This is a genomic window from Streptomyces sp. ICBB 8177 (genome assembly GCF_003144095.1).
Taxonomy (GTDB): Bacteria; Actinomycetota; Actinomycetes; order Streptomycetales; family Streptomycetaceae; genus Streptantibioticus_D.
The window spans coordinates 658825-674921 of the sequence record NZ_NSKH01000018.1; the positions used below are offsets into that span (position 1 = coordinate 658825).

Genomic DNA, 16097 nt, shown 5'->3' on the forward strand with positions numbered 1-16097 from the left:
CGCGGGCACGCGAACCGTCCGGGCCGAGGCACGACGTGACCGGAAGACCGACACCGAGGAGGCAATCGATGACCGGCATTCCCGCCCTCGAAATGGACGCCCTGTGGGACGAGTTCCACACTGTGGTCAACATGACCTCCGCCGAACTGAGCGCCTGGCTGCGCACCGACACCTCCGGGGAGCGGACCGAACCGCTCCCCGAGGACCTGCGGTCCGAGCTGGGCGAGCGGGTCGTGGAGATCCTCGGCAAGCGCCGCACGGACCTGACCGACGCCGACGTGGCCACCATGTACGAGGTGGTGGACACCGTCCGGAGCGAGCGTGGCGACGGCGCCGAGCTGGAACCGCGCGCGGGCGACACGGCCTGGCGGCACCGGCTGATGAGCGTCGGCCACGACCCGCTGGCCTCCGAGCGGAAGGTGACCTGATCATGGCCAAGGCGACAGGGAGCGACCGGAAGACCGCGAAGGCGCTGCTGTCCGCCGAGGGCCGCACCTACGCCCAGGACGCCGGCATACGGCTGCGCGACACGCCCCAGCCGCTCTACCAGGTCCTCGTCATGGCGTGCCTGCTGAGCGCCCGCATCAAGGCCTCGGTCGCCATCGACTCGGCCCGCGCGCTGTTCGAGCACGGCATGCGCAGCCCGCGCGGAATGCGCGACGCGACGTGGCAGCAGCGGGTGGACGCCCTCGGTGAGGGCCACTACCGGCGCTACGACGAGCGCACCGCGACCCAGCTGGGCGAAGGCGCGCAGCTCGTCCTCGACGCGTGGGGCGGCGACCTGAGGCGGGTCCGCGAGGAAGCCGACGGAGACCCGGACCGCCTGCGCGAGGAACTGCGCCGGGTTCCCGGCCTCGGGCCGGTCGGCGCCGACATCTTCCTGCGTGAGGTGCAGTCCCTGTGGCCGGAGGTCGGGCCGCTCTTCGACGGCAAGGCGGTCCAGGGCGCCAAGCGGCTCGGCCTGCCGGAGCAGCCGGAGAAGCTGGCCGGGCTCGTCGCGCGCGACGAGCGGGCGGTGTTCGCGGCGGCGCTGGTACGGGCCGCGTTGGACAAGGGTGTCGTGGACGAGGTGCGTGAGGTCGCGGCGTAGTCACGCCGCGACCAGAGCCGCGGGGCGCCCGCACGAGCGTCCTGCCCAGACCGGTGCCGGCCGTGCGCGCGTCAGGCGGAATGGGCGAGGCCGGGCCCGCCCGGCGGGCGCCGGCCGGGCCTGGCCGCAAGCGCGCGCACGCGGGAGGCCGGCTCCGGGTCCACGGTGAAGACCGACCGCAGCCGGGTGAACCGCAGGACCCTCTCCACCGACGGCGACAGCCCGCGCAGTCGCAGACCCACGCCCGCCAGCGCCGCCCTGCGCCGCGCCGCCATCAGCACGCGCAACCCCGAGCAGTCGAAGAAGGTCACCGCGGACAGGTCCACCACGAGGTCGCGCCGGTGCGCCAGCACCTGGGCCAGGCGCCGGTGGAGCAGTTCGCCGGTCGCCACGTCGACCTCGCCGGAAACGGCGAGCACGGTCTCGCCGCCGGCGTCGCACACCGAGGTGATGTCGAACTCGTCGTCCATCGCGCGCGCCTCCTTCCCGCCCGGCCCCGCCGACCGGCCCGATGGGCCCGTCCGCCGGGAGCGGTGTGGGAAGAACAGGAAAACCCCACGCCGCCCGCCCTGTCCACCGGGTGCGGTGAACGAGTTGGAACCAGCCGGTAACCAGCGCGCCGGTGAGGGGAGTTGCCGCGGGCCGCCGGGAAATCGGCACCGGGTGCCAAAAGAGCCGGACGGCCGGTCGCCTCCGGTCGTCCGGCCCGTCGGCTCACGGTTGCAGCAGGAACTTGATCGCGCCGTCCTCCTTGCGCTGGAAGGTCCGGTACGCCTCCGCCGCGTTCTCCAGCGGCACCCGGTGCGTCGCGAACTCGTCAACGCCCAGCGGGTCGGCCTCGGTCAGCAGCGGCAGGATGTCGTCCACCCAGCGCCGTACGTTGGCCTGACCCATGCGGAACTGGATCTGCTTGTCGAACATCACCAGCATCGGCATCGGGTCGGACATGCCCCCGTAGACGCCGCTGATCGAGACGGTGCCGCCGCGGCGCACCATGGCGATGGCCAGTTGCAGTGCCTGGAGCCGGTCGACGCCCGCCTTGCCCATCAGCTTCGACGCCCACTCGCGCGGCAGCAGCCCGGCCGCCTGCTGGACGTACTTGGCGGTGGGGGAACCATGCGCCTCGGTGCCCACCGCGTCGATCACCGCGTCCGCGCCCCGGCCGCCGGTCAGGTCCCGCACGGCGCCCACCACGTCGTCGTGCTCGCGCAGGTCCAGCGTCGTGACTCCGCGCGCGGAGCACCGGGCGAGCCGCTCGGTCACCAGGTCGACGCCGATGACCGTCTCCACGCCCTGGTGCAGTGCGACCCGGCACGCCATGTCGCCGATCGGGCCGAGCCCCAGCACCACCAGCGAGCCGCCTCGCGGCACGCCGGCGTAGGCCACCGCCTGCCACGCGGTCGGCAGCACGTCGGACAGGTACACGAACCGGTCGTCCGGCGGCCCCTCGGGGACCTTGATCGGCCCGAACTGCGCCTGTGGGACCCGCAGATACTGCGCCTGCGCGCCCGGCACCGCGCCGTACAGCTTGGTGTAACCGAACAGCGCCGCGCCCATGCCGTATTCGGTGACCTGCGTCGTCTCGCACTGCGTCGGCAGCCCGCGCTCGCACATGAAGCAGGCCCCGCACGCGATCTGGAACGGGATCACCACCCGGTCCCCCGGCTTGAGGTCGCCCGCCTGCGGGCCGACCTCCTCCACGATGCCCATCGGCTCGTGGCCGAGGATGTCGCCCGGCGTCATGAACGGAGCCAGCACCTCGTACAGGTGCAGGTCGGAACCGCACAGCCCGGAGGACGTCATCCGCACGACGGCGTCGGTCGGTTCCTTGATCACCGGATCGGGCACGTCCTCGACCCGTACGTCCCGCTTTCCGTGCCACACGACCGCTCGCATCGTCGGCCTCCTCCTGCCGTTGGTCAGTGTCCACCGGCGCCACGGGTACCCCTCATGAGACCCCCAAACGGCCCACGCATAGGTGAACGGGAGACGGGCAGACGCGACGCGTACCCCGGAAAGCGAAGAGGTGAGCGACATGCCGGCCGGATCGAACCGCAAGCGGGAACGGCAGTACGAGCACATCAAGGACAGCGCGAAGGACCGCGGGGAGAGCGAGGGCAGGGCCAAGGAGATCGCGGCCCGCACGGTCAACAAGGAACGGGCCCGCTCCGGCGAGTCGCGCACGGCCAGCCGCCAGTCGCTCAAGGACAAGTCGTCCGGCGAGCGCGGCGGTCAGCGCTCGGGCCACGGCTCGGGCGGCCAGACCAAGGACCAGCTCTACGCGGAGGCGCAGCGGCGCAACGTGGAGGGCCGCTCCTCGATGAACAAGGACGAGCTGAAGAAGGCGCTCGGCTACTGATCGCTTCCTGGCGCGGGGGACCGCACCGGAACTCGCCGATTGAGCCGTCCGGGTGACGGTCGGACGGCCTGGGGGAGCGCACCGGCGTGCGCCCGGGCACACGCACCGGGTTGGCGGTAGACGTTGCTCCCGGCGAATGCCCGGGGCCGCGCCCCGGTCGCGGAGGCAGGGCCGCAGGGGCGGGACCACACCGTTGAGGAGGGGCGATGGCACGTGCCGGGACGGCGGCGGTCCGCCAGGTGCTGGCGTGGTGGGCGGCACTCGTCGTGCTGTACCTGATGTTCATCAGCACCATCTCGGTGCTGGAATGCCTGGTGGGGATGGCCGGTGCCGCGCTCGTCGCGCTCGCCGCCCGGCAGGTCGCGCTCGCCGCCGGAGGCCGCCCGGGCCCCAAGGGGCGGCTCGGGCCCGCCGTGCGCGCGTTTCCCGCCGCCGTGTGCGCGGACACCGGACAACTGGTCTCGGCCGTCGTACGATCCCTGCTGCGCCGTCCCGACGAGGGCGCCTTCCACACCCTGACGCTGCGCGACGACGCGGGCGCGGCCTGGGCCTGCGCTGTGCTGTCGGCGACGCCCGGCTCGTACGTGGTCGACGTGCGCCGCGAGTCGGGTGAGCGCCTGATCCAGGTCCACACGCTGGGCGACCCCAACCGCCTGGAGCGCACTCTGACCCGCGGGGGCCGCCGGTGAACGCCTGGCTGGTGGCGACGGCGGTCCTTGTGACGTTCGCGATGCCGCCGTGCGTGTGGGTGGCCTGCCGCGACTCGCCCCAGGAACGGCTGGCCGGGCTCAACCTCGCCACCACCGTGGCCGCGGTCGCCTTCCTGCTCATCGCCCAGGGCTTCAACCGCTCCTCCTACGGCGACCTGGGCCTGGTGCTCGCCGTACTCGGCCCGGCGGGCACCCTGGTCTTCGCCCGCCTGCTCGGCGGCTCCGCGCACGACGTGCCCGTCCGCCGGACGGGGGAGGAGCAGCGGTGACGCCCCGTCATGTCTGCGCGCTGGTGCTGCTGGTGGCCGGGATCGCCGTCCTGCTGCTGGCCGCACTGGGCCTGGTGGTCCTGCGCCGGCCGTACGGAAGGCTGCACGCGCTCACCCCGGCGACGACCCTGGGCGCGCCCCTGGTCTGCCTGGCACTGGCCGTGCAGACCGGTCCCGGCCGCTCGGCGGTCAAACTCCTCATCATCGGGGTGCTGATCGCCGCGGGCGGGCCGGTCACCACGATGGCGGTCGGGCGGGCCACCGCGCAGGCCGACGGCCTGGTCGAGAGGGACTCCCCGCAATGAACGGCATCGCCCAGTACCTCGTCGTGGTGGCCCTGCTGCTGGTCGCCGCGAGCGCCACGGCCGCCGCCCTCGCCCGCGACCCGGTCACCCAGTCGACCCTGCTGGCCATGCTCGGGATCGCGCTGGCCGTGCTCTTCACCGTGTTGCAGGCGCCCGACGTGGCCCTGTCGCAGCTGGGCGTGGGCACGGCCGTCACCCCGCTGCTGATCCTGCTGACGGTGCGCAAGGTGCGCCGCGGCACGGGCGAGGACGAAGGCGCGAAGACGGACAGCTCCGACGGGGACACGGGCGGGCGGCGCCGATGAGCCGACGCCTTCGCACCTGGCTGTTCCTCGCCGCCGCCGTCGTCGTCGCCGCCTTCTACGCCGCCGCCTGTACGGGCCTGCCGCACTTCGCCGGGCTCGTCCACCCCTACGGGACCCGGGCGGTCGCGGCGGCGATGCGGCAGCGCACCGCCAACGTCATCTCCTCCGTCAACTTCGACCAACGCGCCTTCGACACCCTCGGCGAGGAGTCGATCCTGTTCGCCGCCGTGCTGGGCGCCATCGTGCTGCTGCGGCGGGCCCGCGACGAGCGCGAGGCGGCACCCGCGCCCGGCCGCGTGATGCCCTCCACGCGGCTGTTCGGCACCGTGATGCTGCCGATCACCCTGCTCACCGGCTTCTACATCGTCGCCCACGGGCAACTCTCGCCCGGTGGCGGCTTCCAGGGCGGCGTCATCCTCGCCACCGGGCTCCACCTCGCCTACATCGCCGCCGACTACCGGGCGCTGGAGCGCATCAGGCCGCTGGCCTCGCTGGACGTCGCCGACGCGCTCGCCGCCGGCGCCTTCGCCGCGCTGGGCTTCGTGGGAATCGCCAAGGGCGCCTCGTACCTCCAGAACGTCCTGCCGCTGGGCACCTTCGGGCAGTTGTCCTCCGGCGGCCTGGTGCCGGTCATCAACGCCGCCGTGGGCGTCGAGGTCGGCTCGGGCATCGTCGTGCTGATCGCCCACTTCATCGACCAGGCCGTCGAGATCGAATCGCCCTCGGACGGCGAACGGCCGAACGACGCGTCCGGCGCGGACGGAGGGAACCGATGAGTGTCTTCCCCTACCTGGTGGCGGGCTGGATCTTCCTGATCGGCGTCTACGGCATGGTCCGCAGCCGCGACGCCATCCACACCATCGGCTGCCTGGCCGTCGCGCAGTCGTCCACCTACGTGCTGCTGCTCGCGGTGGGATACCGGCGCGGCGGTACCTCGCCGTACTTCTCCGACACCCCGAAGTCCACACAGGTGGTGGACCCCGTGGTGCAGGCGCTGGCGCTGACCGACGTGGTGGTCGGGGCGACCGTGACCGCCCTGCTGCTGGCGCTCGCCATCCAGTTGCGCAAACGGCACGGCACCATCGACCCCGACTCGCTCACCGGGCTGAAGGGCTGACCGCGCACGTGCCCACCCAGGACCTGCTTCCCTTCGCCGTCGCCGTGCCCCTGCTGGGCGCGGTGCTGCTCGTCGTCGCCGGACGCCGGCTGCCGCGCGTGGCCATCGACTGCCTGGTGACCGCCCTGGCCGCCGCCGACGTGGCCGACCTGGCCCTGCTGTGGGCGCGCACCGGCGACGGCCGCACCGTCGCCTGGCTCGGCGGCTGGCGGCCGGCGCACGGCGAGAGCGTGGGCATCGTGATGGTCGGCGACCGCGTCGGCATCGGACTCGCCCTGCTGGCCGCGGTGCTCATCCTGGCCGTCGTCGGCTACTCCTGGCGCTACTTCGAGCAGCCGCCCACCGAGCACCCGGGGACGTTCCCCGCGCTCATCCTGATCTTCGAGGCCGGGATGTGCGGATTCGCGCTCACCGGCGACCTGTTCGACGCCTTCGTCTTCTTCGAGCTGATGGGTGCCGTCGCCTACGCGCTCACCGGCTTCCGCATCGAGGACCCGCGCCCGCTCCAGGGCGCGTTGACCTTCGGCGTCCTCAACTCCCTGGCCGCGTACGCCTCGTTGCTGGGCATCGGACTGCTGTACGCGCGCACCGGCGAACTCGGGTTCGCCCAGATCGGACAGCATCTCGCCCACCACCGCGCGGACGCCCTGCTGGTAGCCGCCTTCGTGCTGGTGCTCACCGGGCCACTGGTCAAGGCGGCGGTGGCTCCGTTCCACTTCTGGCTGCCGGACGCGCACGCGGTCGCGCCCACACCGGTGTGCATGCTGCTGTCCGGCGTGATGGTGGAACTCGGGATCTACGGCGCCGCGCGGATCTACTGGACGGTCTTCTCCGGCCCGCACGGCGTTCCCATGGCGTGCTTCCGCGACACGTTCGTGGCCTTCGGCGCGCTGACCGCCGTGGTGGGGGCGGTGATGTGCTGGCAGCAACGGCACCTCAAGCGCATGCTGGCCTTCTCCACCGTGGGACACGTGGGACTGTTCCTGATCGGCGTGGCGCTGCTGACCCCGGAGGGCGTCGCCGGGACCGCGCTGTACGTCGCGGGGCACGCGGGCGTGAAGGCGGCGCTGTTCGCCGTCACCGGGGTGCTGCTGGACCGGTACGGCTCGGTGGACGAGCACGGACTGCACGGCCGGGCCCGCGAACTGAGGCTGGGCGCCGTGCTGTTCACCGCCGGCGGCCTCGCGCTCGCCGGGCTGCCGCCGTTCGGCACCGGTCTGGGCAAGGCCGTCCTGGAGCACGCGGCCCTGTCCCGCTTCCCCTGGCTGCTCGTGGTCTTCGTAGGCGTCTCGGCGCTCACCGCCGGCGCGGTGCTGCGGGCGGCCGCGCGGGTGTTCGCCGGGGCGGGACCGCGACCGCGGGAGCGCTACGCGGGCACCGAGACGACCGGCGGCGGTGAGGAACCGGAGGTCCGCGACCCCTCGCGAGCGGTCCCCGCGCCCATGCTGGCGGTGCCCACCATCCTGCTGCTCGGCGCCCTCGCGGTCGGGGTGCTCCCCGGCATCGGCCGCCAACTCGCTGCGGCGGCGAGTTTGTTCACCGATCGCGCGGGATATGTGGCGGCGCTGTACGGGCCCGCCCCCGCCCCGTCAGGCGCGCCCCCGGCCACCGACTGGACCGCGGAGGGCGTCAGCCTCGGACTGCTGTCCACCCTTCTGGCGGTCGCCGTCGCCGCGCTGGCGGTGTGGGGCCCGGCGGTGCCGTCGGGCGCCGTGCACCGGGCCCGCGCGGCGTTCGAGGCGACCGGGCGGCGCGTGGTGCTGCCGTTGCGGCGCCTGCACTCCGGCCACATCGGCGACTACGTGAGCTGGCTGGCGGTCGGGCTCGCGGTGCTGATGGTGGTGACGGCGGCGCAGGTCTGAGCGGCGCGCACGACGGTACCGCCCGGGGCCGTACGGCGGGTTTGCCCCGCGTGAGCCCGGGGACCCGGAAGGAACGGTGAGGAGGACCATGGCCACCACGACGAAGGACCGGGTGCGCGTCGGCGGGCGCACCGTCGAGCTGACCCACCCGGACAAGGAGCTCTTCCCCGACGACGGCATCACCAAGGCGGAACTGGCCGACCACTACCGCCGGTTCGCCCGCCGCATGCTGCCCCACCTGCGGGACCGTCCGCTGGTGATGGAGCGCTACCCGGACGGCTACCGGGGGAAGTCCTTCTACCACAAGGACGTTCCCGACTACTTCCCCGACTGGATCCGCACCCGCGAGGTCCCCAAGGAGGGCGGTACGGTCACCATGGTGGTCTGCGACGACGCCGCCACCCTGGTCTACCTCACCAACCAGGCGTGTCTGACACCGCACCCCTGGTTGAGCAGGGCCGGACGACTCGACTGCCCCGACCGCCTGGTGTTCGACCTCGACCCGCCCGGCGAGGTCGACTTCGCCACGGTGCGCTGGGCCGCGCGGCGACTGGGCGACCTGCTCACCGGCCTCGGGCTGCGGCCCGCCCTGATGACCACGGGCTCACGCGGTCTGCACGTCGTCGTACCGCTGGTGCGCGGGACCGACTTCGACACCGCCCGGGGCTTCGCCCGCGCCGTCGGCGACACGCTCGCCTCCCGCCACCCGGACCGGCTCACCACTCAGGTCCGCAAGGACAAGCGCGGGGGGCGTCTCTACCTCGACATCCAGCGCAACGCCTACGCCCAGACCTCCGTCGCCCCCTACGCGGTGCGGGCCAGGCCGCACGCCCCGGTGGCCACACCGATCGACTGGGACGAACTGGACGACCCCGAACTCGGCCCGCGACGGTGGACGCTGCGTACGATCGGCGACCGGCTGGAGAAGCACGGCGACCCGTGGCGCGGCCTGAGCCGTTGCGCCCGCTCCCTGGGCCCGGCGATGCGCCGGCTGGAGCAGGAGTAGCAGGCGGGCCCCGACGCGGTGCCGCCGCGCCGGGGCCCGGCCGGCCTCCGCGCTCAGAAGACGATCGCATCGGCCGGACGGATGGCCGCGCCCATGTTCCGTTCCATCATCCGCAGCGCCGCCCGCGCCAGATCCTCGTGGATGTGGGCCACCGCGTCCTCGGCCACCGTCACGCCGAGCCTGCGGATGTGCGCGTCCAGCGCGGAGTACAGCACGCACTGCTCGGTGACCTGACCACACAGCACGACGTGGTCGGCGCCGAGTTGGGACAGCAGGTACTCCAGCGGGGTCTGGTAGAAGATCGAGTGCCGTGCCTTCACCACGAACAGCGACTCCTCGTCCGGCCTGATGGGCTCGACCAGTTCGGCGTACGGGCCGTCGAGGACGGCCGCCAGCAACTCGTCGTGGTGCGAGCGCCAGCGGCCGAAGTTGTCGTTGACGTAGACGACGGCGACGTCCTCCTCGCGAGCCCGCGCGATCAGGCGCTCTATGGCGGGCAGCACCTCGCGCACGGAGGCCACCAGCGCGTCGGCGTCCTCGTGCTCATAGGTGTTGATCATGTCGATGACGACGAGGGCGGCGCGTCCGGACACGGTGGCCGTCCTGCCTCACAGCTCGCGCAGCGCGGGCAGCAACTCCTTCTCCGCCCAGTCGAAGAAGGGCAGTTGGTGGCCGCCGCCGATCTGCACCAGGGCCACCTCGGTGAACCCCGCCTCCGCGTAAGGGCGCACCGCGTCCACGAACGCGCTCACGTCGTTCCCGCACGGGATCGACTCGGCCACGTCCTCCTTGCGCACGAACTGCGTGGCGGAGTCGAAGCCACTGGTCCCCGGCAGCTCGGAGTTGACCTTCCAGCCGCCGCCGAACCAGCGGAACTGGTCGTGGGCGCGGTCGATGGCCGCGTCACGGTCGGTGTCGTAGCAGACCGGAAGCTGCCCCACCCGGGGCTTGCCCGTGCCGCCGTGCCGGTCGAAGGCGGTCAGCAGCTCGGACTTCGGCTCGACGGCGATGACCAGATCGCCAAGCCGGCCCGCCAGTTCGCAGGACTGCTCGCCCGACACCGCGATACCGATGGGCGGCGGCTGGTCCGGCCGGTCCCACAACTTGGCCGACTCCACGTCGTAGTGCGTCCCGTGGTGGTTGACGTAACCGCCCTCGAAGAGCGAGCGGATGATCTCGACGGCTTCGCCCAGCATCTCGTGCCGGACGTCGACGGCGGGCCAGCCGCCGCCGATCACGTGCTCGTTGAGGTTCTCGCCCGCCCCGAGGCCCAGCCGGAACCGCCCCTGCGACAGCAGTTGCACGGTTGCCGCCTTCTGGGCGACCACGGCCGGGTGGTAGCGCATCGTCGGACAGGTCACGTAGGTCATCAGCGGAATGCGTGAGGTGGCCTGTGCGGCGGCGCCCAGCACGCTCCAGGCGTAAGGGGCGTGCCCCTGGGAGTCGAGCCACGGCGAGTAGTGGTCGGAGATGACGGAGAAGTCGAAGCCTGTCTCCTCCGCCCGCACCACATGCTCGACCAGCTCCCGCGGGCCGGCCTGCTCGGTCATCATCGTGTATCCGATTCGCACCATATGAGGCGGCTTCCCGGTCGTGTGGCAGGGAAACGTGCGACGGCGGTGTGCCCCGGATGCGCGCGATGGCGCGAGGTCCGCGTGTGCGGGCACCACGACGGCCGCCGCGCGAACGCGCGCGGCGGCCGTCGGACGACTCAGTACGGCAGCTGACGGCCGGACGGAGTGCGCAGGTCGAGGGGCGGGGGCTGCTTGGGGCGCTGGGCCCTCGGGACGAGGATGCGTGTCATGGCCGATCGCCTCCTGGTGCGGACTGCCGGTTCTCCCCGTTGTCGCGCTCCCAGTCTGCTCCGGGGCGCTCGCGCGTCGCCGGAGGCTCCGGAACCGCCGGGACGGCGACCCGTGGTGGCGTCGATCCCGTGCAGTGTGTCTGCTCGCCGGCCGTGCTTCTCAACCGCACTCGCCCGCGCCAATTGATCTCGCCCGAAAAGTCGTGAATGACGTTTGAAGGCGTGTGACAGGGACAGGCGTGACCTCGTGCTTCGGGTCGGCGGCAGCAGCCGACAGGGCGGCCGGGCCGCCCGCCGCGTGCGCACGGGGTAGTGCCCGCGCCAAAGGACCCATCGTGCATATCCCTGGAGACGCCATGCGTGAATTCGCGCGTCCCGCCCGTGCGGGTCGTTCCCTGCGGCACCACGACACCCCGGACACCGACGAGTCGTTCGAACGACTCACCCGAATGGCCGAAGGTCCGGAGCGCGAGGCGCTGCGCCAGGAGGTCATCACCGCCTGGATGCCGATGGCCGAGCGGCTGGCGACCCGGTTCCACAATCGCGGCGAGGACGACGACGACCTGCGCCAAATCGCCGCCCTGGGGCTGGTGAAGGCGGTCGACCGCTACGACCCGCGGCGCGGCACGGCGTTCGCCAGCTTCGCGGTGCCCACGGTGGTGGGCGAGATCAAACGGCACTTCAGGGACCACCTGTGGAGCCTGCACGTGCCACGCAGGGTGCAGGAGCTGCGCAACCGGGTGCGGCGGGCCCGCGTGGAGCTGTCACAGGGGCTGGACGCGCGCTCGCCGAGCGTGGGTCAGGTGGCCGAGCACACCGGCCTGACCGAGGAGGAGGTGCTGCTGGGCCTTGAGGCCATCGACAGCTTCTCCACCCTCTCCCTCGACGCCGAGCTGCCCGGTTCGGACGGCTACTCGCTGAAGGACACCATCGGCGCGGGCGACGGCGCGATGGACCTGGTGGTCGACCGCGAGTCCGCCAAACCGTGCCTGCGTCAACTACCGGACCGGGAGAGGGACATCCTCTACCTCAGGTTCTTCCGGGGCATGACGCAGAGCCAGATCGCCAGGGACATGGGGATATCCCAGATGCACGTCTCCCGGCTGCTGAGCCGCACCTGTTCGCAGCTGAGGACCCAGATCCTGGCCGACGCCTGAACGCGTCGTCCTCCCCCTCTTCCCCCAGGGGCCCGGCTCGGTGCCGGGTCCCTTTCCGTTCCCTACGGCCGCGCCCGCTTGCCGGGGGAGTGGCGTGGGTGCGTTACGGGTAAAGTTGCCGACACCTTGTCGGCAAACTGCGAGTGAGGTTCCCCTGACTCGCATCGGCGCGAACGCGCCGCCCGTCGTCCCCCCTGGAGGACCGCCCCATGACCGAGACGGTGTCCACCGGCTCCACCGGTTTCGCAGCGCTGCTGCGCGACGCCAGCGCGCAGGAACACCGCAGGGCGGAGCAGTCCCGCTTCATGGGCAACCTGCTCGGCGGCCGCCTCGGGATCGACGCGTACGCCGAACTGGCCGGGCAACTGTGGTTCGTCTACCGCGAGTTGGAGGAGACGGGTGCGCGGCTCGCCGCCGACCCGGTGGTCGGCCCCTTCATCGACCCCGCGCTGGAGCGCACCGGTGCCCTGGAGCGGGACCTGCGCCACCTGCGGGGCGAGGGCTGGCGCGACACGCTGTCAGCGCTGCCGGCCACGGAGGCGTACGCGGCCCGGCTGCGCGAGGTCGCCCGCGACTGGGCCCCCGGACACCTCGCCCACCACTACACCCGTTACCTGGGCGACCTGTCCGGCGGCCAGATCATCCGGGGTGTCGCGGAGAAGACCTGGGGTTTCGAGCGCAAGGGCGACGGCGTGCGCTTCTACGTCTTCGAGGGCGTCGCCAACCCGGCCGCCTTCAAGCGCGAGTACCGCGCCAGGCTGGACGCCGTCGCGGTGGACGAGGTCGAGCGGCAGCGGATCGCGGAGGAGTGCAAGCTCGCCTTCCGGCTCAACACGGCCCTCTTCCAAGACCTCGACGGACGCTTCCCGCTCACCGCCTGAACGCCCTGAGCGCGTCGCCGCGCGCGTCGCGAAGAGTGAGCCGGGCGAACCGGCCGACGTCCCCGGGGGTTTGACCACCCGCCGCTCGGGTTACCCGCGCAGCGAGGACAGACCCGTCCCGTGGAGGGCGCCGATGGACTACCGCTTCTATCACTACACGACCGGAGTCCTGCGGCTGCCCGCCCCAGAAGGCCCGGTCCACGTACCCACCGAACTGCGCTACAGCGACGCGGACTGCCTCGCCGTGCACATGACGTTCCACGTGCCCGGCAACCCGTCCGTCACCTGGGTGTTCGGCTGGGAACTGCTGGGTGAGGGAACGATTCACCCGGCGGGGGAGGGCGACGTACGGGTGGCGCCCGCCCCGGACGCGCCGTGCGACGTCGACCTGCTGCTGCGGGCGCCGGAGGGCGAGGTGCGCGTCCGGTACTCGGCACGGGACCTGCGGGAGTTCGTCGGCCGGGTCCGGGCGATGTCCGCCAGGAGCCTGTCGCGGATGTCGCAGGAAGCCGACCGCGAGCTGCTGGACATCCTGGAAGGCGCCTGAGAGCGGGGCGGTGGCCCGGTGGCGGGGAGGAAGAGCCGCCGCCGGAACACCGCCCCGCCTTCGCCGGCCTACTCCTGATCCTCTTCCACGCCGGCCTCCGGGTCGTCCACCGTGTGCACCGCCGCCTCCTCCGCCGAGGCCGCGCCGCCCGCGATGCCGACCTCCGACGCGGCGGTGTCGTCCACCTCGCCGGAGTGCCCGGGCACACCCTCGTCGTCGGCGACCAGCCGCCCCGAGCGGTCCTCGCCCGCCTCCGGGTCCACCGGCTCACCCGTGGCGCCGGGCGCGTCACCGATGCCGTTGCCGGGCGGGGCCTCGACGTCCGGTACCTCCTGCGACAACCGCTGGTCCAGGCTCTCGCCTGAGCGCTGCTCGTTCGCCGTGGTGCCGTAGTGCTCGGCCTCCCGCGGCCGCTCCGGTGGCGAGTACCCCTCGTCCAGCGCCGGATCGACCCCCCGGTCGTCCAGGGTGTCGAGCGGGTCCATCAGCCCCGCGTCGTCCTGCACCTCGGAGTCGTCCGGCTGGTAGACCTCGTCGCCGCGTGCCTCGTCGTCCGTCATGGCTCGCCCCTCCTTCTTCGCCTCGTACGTCGTCGTGTCCGCCGCTCACGGGCGCAGGACGACCTTCGTCCAGCCGTCGTCGCGGTTGTCGAAGTGCCGGTAAGCCTCGGGCGCGTCGTCGAGGTCGACGTGGTGCGAGACCAGGAACGACGGCTTGGCGCGGTCCGCCGCGATCAGATCGCGCAGCTGCCGGTTGTACCGCTTGACGTGCGCCTGGCCGGAGCCCATCCGCAGGCCCTTCTGGAAGAAGACGCCCAGGTCGAACGCGACCTGCCCCTCGCGGCCCAGCTCGTCGGGCGAGCCGGGGTCCTCGGGGACGAAGACGCCGACCACGCCGATGCCGCCGGTCGCCCGGACCGAGGCGACCAGGTTGTTCATGGTCGCGTTGGGGTGCTCGGTGCCGGACGGGTCGTGCGCCTGCCAGCCCACGCACTCGCAGCCCCGGTCGGCGCCCTCTCCGCCGGTCAGGTCCAGTACCTGCTCGACCGCGTCACCCGCGCTGTCGTCCACCGGGATCGCGCCGATCTTGTCGACCAGCCTCAGCCGGTCCGGCTGCCGGTCGACCACCATGACCTTGCTGGCGCCGAACAGCGTCGCAGAGTACGCGGCCATCAGCCCGACCGGCCCGGCACCGTAGATCACCACGGAGTCGCCTGGCTCCATCCCGGCCAGCTGGGTGGCGTGGTGCCCGGTGGGCCAGATGTCGGCCAGCATCACGTAGTCGTCCTCGCGCTCCCGCGCGTCCGGCGGCAGCCGCAGGCAGTTGAAGTCGCCGAACGGCACCCGCAGCAGCTCCGCCTGGCCTCCGCTGTACGGCCCCATGTCGGCGAACCCGTAGGCGCCGCCGGCGAACCCCGGGTTGACCGTCAGACAGGCTCCCGTGAAGCCGCGTTCGCAGTTCTTGCAGAAGCCGCACGCGACGTTGAACGGCACGCACACCCGGTCGCCGACCCGCACCCGGGTCACCGCGGGTCCGGCCTCGACGACCTCGCCGAGGTTCTCGTGGCCCAGCACGCGACCTTCCTCCAGGTCGGTGCGGCCTTCGTACATGTGCAGGTCGGAACCGCAGATGTTTGACGAGGTGATCTTCACCAGGACGTCGGTGGGCGCCTCGACGCGGGCGTCCGGCACGTCCTTGACGGCCACCTGCCGGGGGCCCTCGTAGACCAGTGCCCTCATGACGGCCTCCTCTTCGCTGGTCCGGCGGTTCGCTGGTCCCGTCGTGGGGCGGTTTTCATGGGTTCGTGCACGGGCCGGGTTCCCCGAGGCGGCGGCCTCAATCGCCGCACCTGCCGAAAAGCCCGCCGCCCCCGCACCGTCCGCGAGGGGCGGGGTGCGGCCGGGTGGGGGAGAATGACGCCATGTCCCAGGTGAGTTTCGCCGTCCGACGCGGCGGCGGGGGAGCGGGACCCGTCGTGCTCGCGCTGACCGGCGACATCGACCGCGACGAGTCGGTGGTGCTCGCCGAGGCCGCCGCAAGCGTCGGGGAGGGCGACCGCGACCTGCGCGTGGACCTGAGCGGCGTGCGCTTCATGGACTCCAGCGGCCTGCACTTCCTCGTCGCCCTGCGCAACGAGGCCGAGGCGCGCGGCGCCCGCTTCAGCCTCAGCGGCGTACGGCCGCAGGCCGCCCGGCTGGTCCGGCTGGTGGGCCTGGAGGACTTCCTCGGCCTGCCGCCCGAGACCCGGTCAGCCTGAGACCGCGGGCGGGCCGACCCGCAGTGCGGCCCGCACCACCTTGCCGCCGGGCGCGGGCTGGACCTCGACCCCCTCGGACAGCCGCGCCACGATGCGCAGCCCGTACCCGGCCGGTTCGGGCGCGTCCCCGGCGAACGGGGCGGACGGATCGCTGTCCGCGACCGCCACGTCCACGTACGGCGGCTCGACGGTCACCTTGAGCGTGCACGGGCCCGGGGCGTGACGGCAGGCGTTCGAGGTCAGCTCGGTCACGATCAGGACGACGTCCTCGGCCGCCCGCTCGTCCAGCTCCCCCTCGTACGCGGTCGGGAGGGTGTCGAGGAAGGCCCGGGCGGCCCACCCGGCGCGGTGGACCGAGCCGGCTCGTCCGTCCATCCGGACGACGAGGACCGGCGGGTCGTCCACGGCCACCACCTCGCGCTCGTCGC

The 16097-nt window shown here is 72.7% G+C and carries 21 protein-coding genes and 1 pseudogene; 15 read left to right on the top strand and 7 right to left on the bottom strand.

The features are described 5' to 3' along the window. The first annotated feature begins 68 nt into the window (after nucleotides 1-68). Together CK485_RS11220 and CK485_RS11225 are read left to right on the top strand one after the other, a co-directional pair. On the top strand, nucleotides 69-428 hold the full coding sequence (locus CK485_RS11220) for a DUF3140 domain-containing protein (RefSeq protein WP_109449547.1): 360 nt from the start codon (nucleotides 69-71) through the stop codon (nucleotides 426-428). A gap of 2 nt (nucleotides 429-430) precedes the next feature. Next, a complete protein-coding gene (locus CK485_RS11225; RefSeq protein WP_109449549.1) occupies nucleotides 431-1090 on the top strand; it encodes an endonuclease in 660 nt (219 codons plus the stop codon). A gap of 71 nt (nucleotides 1091-1161) precedes the next feature. Here CK485_RS11225 and CK485_RS11230 read toward each other — a convergent pair whose 3' ends face one another. Together CK485_RS11230 and CK485_RS11235 are read right to left on the bottom strand one after the other, a co-directional pair. Next, on the bottom strand, nucleotides 1162-1560 hold the full coding sequence (locus CK485_RS11230; RefSeq protein ID WP_109449550.1) for an STAS domain-containing protein: 399 nt from the start codon (nucleotides 1558-1560) through the stop codon (nucleotides 1162-1164). Between the two features lie 244 nt (nucleotides 1561-1804). Continuing rightward, nucleotides 1805-2986: a zinc-dependent alcohol dehydrogenase gene (locus CK485_RS11235; RefSeq protein ID WP_109449552.1), complete on the bottom strand. Its 1182-nt coding sequence runs from the start codon at nucleotides 2984-2986 to the stop codon at nucleotides 1805-1807. 139 nt (nucleotides 2987-3125) lie between these two features. On the opposite strand from CK485_RS11235, the gene CK485_RS11240 reads away from it, so the two are divergent. From CK485_RS11240 to ligD, 9 genes and pseudogenes are all read left to right on the top strand, one after another. Next, the gene (locus CK485_RS11240) at nucleotides 3126-3449 is read left to right on the top strand and encodes a plasmid stabilization protein (protein WP_109452803.1); all 324 of its coding nucleotides are present in this window, start codon (nucleotides 3126-3128) and stop codon (nucleotides 3447-3449) included. 206 nt (nucleotides 3450-3655) lie between these two features. Further along, the gene (locus CK485_RS11245) at nucleotides 3656-4138 is read left to right on the top strand and encodes a Na+/H+ antiporter subunit E (protein WP_109449554.1); all 483 of its coding nucleotides are present in this window, start codon (nucleotides 3656-3658) and stop codon (nucleotides 4136-4138) included. A 41-nt stretch (nucleotides 4139-4179) separates the two neighbouring features. Next, nucleotides 4180-4374 (top strand): annotated as a pseudogene (locus CK485_RS30065) (MrpF/PhaF family protein); the annotation flags it as partial. A 50-nt stretch (nucleotides 4375-4424) separates the two neighbouring features. Then, the gene (locus CK485_RS11255) at nucleotides 4425-4733 is read left to right on the top strand and encodes a monovalent cation/H(+) antiporter subunit G (RefSeq protein WP_109449556.1); all 309 of its coding nucleotides are present in this window, start codon (nucleotides 4425-4427) and stop codon (nucleotides 4731-4733) included. Nucleotides 4734-4738: 5 nt separating this feature from the next. Next, entirely contained in the window at nucleotides 4739-5038 is a 300-nt protein-coding gene (locus tag CK485_RS11260; protein ID WP_109452807.1) for a DUF4040 domain-containing protein, read from the top strand. Beyond that, entirely contained in the window at nucleotides 5035-5814 is a 780-nt protein-coding gene (mbhE, locus tag CK485_RS11265; protein WP_109449558.1) for a hydrogen gas-evolving membrane-bound hydrogenase subunit E, read from the top strand. The genes CK485_RS11260 and mbhE overlap by 4 nt, the downstream gene beginning before the upstream one ends. After that, on the top strand, nucleotides 5811-6155 hold the full coding sequence (locus tag CK485_RS11270) for a sodium:proton antiporter (RefSeq protein WP_109449560.1): 345 nt from the start codon (nucleotides 5811-5813) through the stop codon (nucleotides 6153-6155). The genes mbhE and CK485_RS11270 overlap by 4 nt, the downstream gene beginning before the upstream one ends. 8 nt (nucleotides 6156-6163) lie before the next feature. Further along, complete coding sequence (locus CK485_RS11275) at nucleotides 6164-8017, top strand: complex I subunit 5 family protein (RefSeq protein ID WP_109449562.1); 1854 nt, start codon at nucleotides 6164-6166, stop codon at nucleotides 8015-8017. Nucleotides 8018-8105: 88 nt separating this feature from the next. Beyond that, nucleotides 8106-9023 (top strand): non-homologous end-joining DNA ligase, encoded by a 918-nt coding sequence (gene ligD, locus CK485_RS11280; RefSeq protein WP_109449564.1) that lies wholly within the window; start codon nucleotides 8106-8108, stop codon nucleotides 9021-9023. Between the two features lie 53 nt (nucleotides 9024-9076). On the opposite strand, the gene CK485_RS11285 is transcribed toward ligD, so the two are convergent. Both CK485_RS11285 and CK485_RS11290 read right to left on the bottom strand, forming a co-directional pair. Next, nucleotides 9077-9616 carry an isochorismatase family cysteine hydrolase gene (locus CK485_RS11285; RefSeq protein WP_275124608.1) on the bottom strand — a complete coding sequence of 180 codons (540 nt, stop codon included), beginning with the start codon at nucleotides 9614-9616 and terminating at the stop codon, nucleotides 9077-9079. Between the two features lie 15 nt (nucleotides 9617-9631). Next, on the bottom strand, nucleotides 9632-10597 hold the full coding sequence (locus tag CK485_RS11290; RefSeq protein ID WP_109449566.1) for an LLM class F420-dependent oxidoreductase: 966 nt from the start codon (nucleotides 10595-10597) through the stop codon (nucleotides 9632-9634). A gap of 586 nt (nucleotides 10598-11183) precedes the next feature. Between CK485_RS11290 and CK485_RS11295 the strand changes: the two genes are divergently transcribed. The 3 genes from CK485_RS11295 to CK485_RS11305 all read left to right on the top strand — a co-directional run bounded on the left by CK485_RS11295 (nucleotide 11184) and on the right by CK485_RS11305 (nucleotide 13412). Beyond that, a complete protein-coding gene (locus CK485_RS11295; RefSeq protein ID WP_109449568.1) occupies nucleotides 11184-11984 on the top strand; it encodes a SigB/SigF/SigG family RNA polymerase sigma factor in 801 nt (266 codons plus the stop codon). A gap of 209 nt (nucleotides 11985-12193) precedes the next feature. After that, complete coding sequence (locus CK485_RS11300; RefSeq protein WP_109449570.1) at nucleotides 12194-12865, top strand: biliverdin-producing heme oxygenase; 672 nt, start codon at nucleotides 12194-12196, stop codon at nucleotides 12863-12865. Nucleotides 12866-12998: 133 nt separating this feature from the next. Then, nucleotides 12999-13412 carry an SsgA family sporulation/cell division regulator gene (locus CK485_RS11305; RefSeq protein WP_109449572.1) on the top strand — a complete coding sequence of 138 codons (414 nt, stop codon included), beginning with the start codon at nucleotides 12999-13001 and terminating at the stop codon, nucleotides 13410-13412. A gap of 68 nt (nucleotides 13413-13480) precedes the next feature. Here the strand turns inward: CK485_RS11305 and CK485_RS11310 are convergent, their stop codons facing one another. After that, a complete protein-coding gene (locus CK485_RS11310) occupies nucleotides 13481-13972 on the bottom strand; it encodes a DUF5709 domain-containing protein (RefSeq protein WP_109449574.1) in 492 nt (163 codons plus the stop codon). A gap of 45 nt (nucleotides 13973-14017) precedes the next feature. Continuing rightward, nucleotides 14018-15151, bottom strand: a complete 1134-nt coding sequence (locus tag CK485_RS11315; RefSeq protein ID WP_109449576.1) for a glutathione-independent formaldehyde dehydrogenase — start codon at nucleotides 15149-15151, stop codon at nucleotides 14018-14020. 182 nt (nucleotides 15152-15333) lie between these two features. Here CK485_RS11315 and CK485_RS11320 point away from each other — a divergent pair, with 182 nt between their 5' ends. Beyond that, complete coding sequence (locus CK485_RS11320) at nucleotides 15334-15669, top strand: STAS domain-containing protein (protein ID WP_109449578.1); 336 nt, start codon at nucleotides 15334-15336, stop codon at nucleotides 15667-15669. Here the strand turns inward: CK485_RS11320 and CK485_RS11325 are convergent. Next, the gene (locus CK485_RS11325; protein WP_146214521.1) at nucleotides 15661-16074 is read right to left on the bottom strand and encodes an ATP-binding protein; all 414 of its coding nucleotides are present in this window, start codon (nucleotides 16072-16074) and stop codon (nucleotides 15661-15663) included. The genes CK485_RS11320 and CK485_RS11325 overlap by 9 nt on opposite strands. Nucleotides 16075-16097 lie beyond the last annotated feature (23 nt).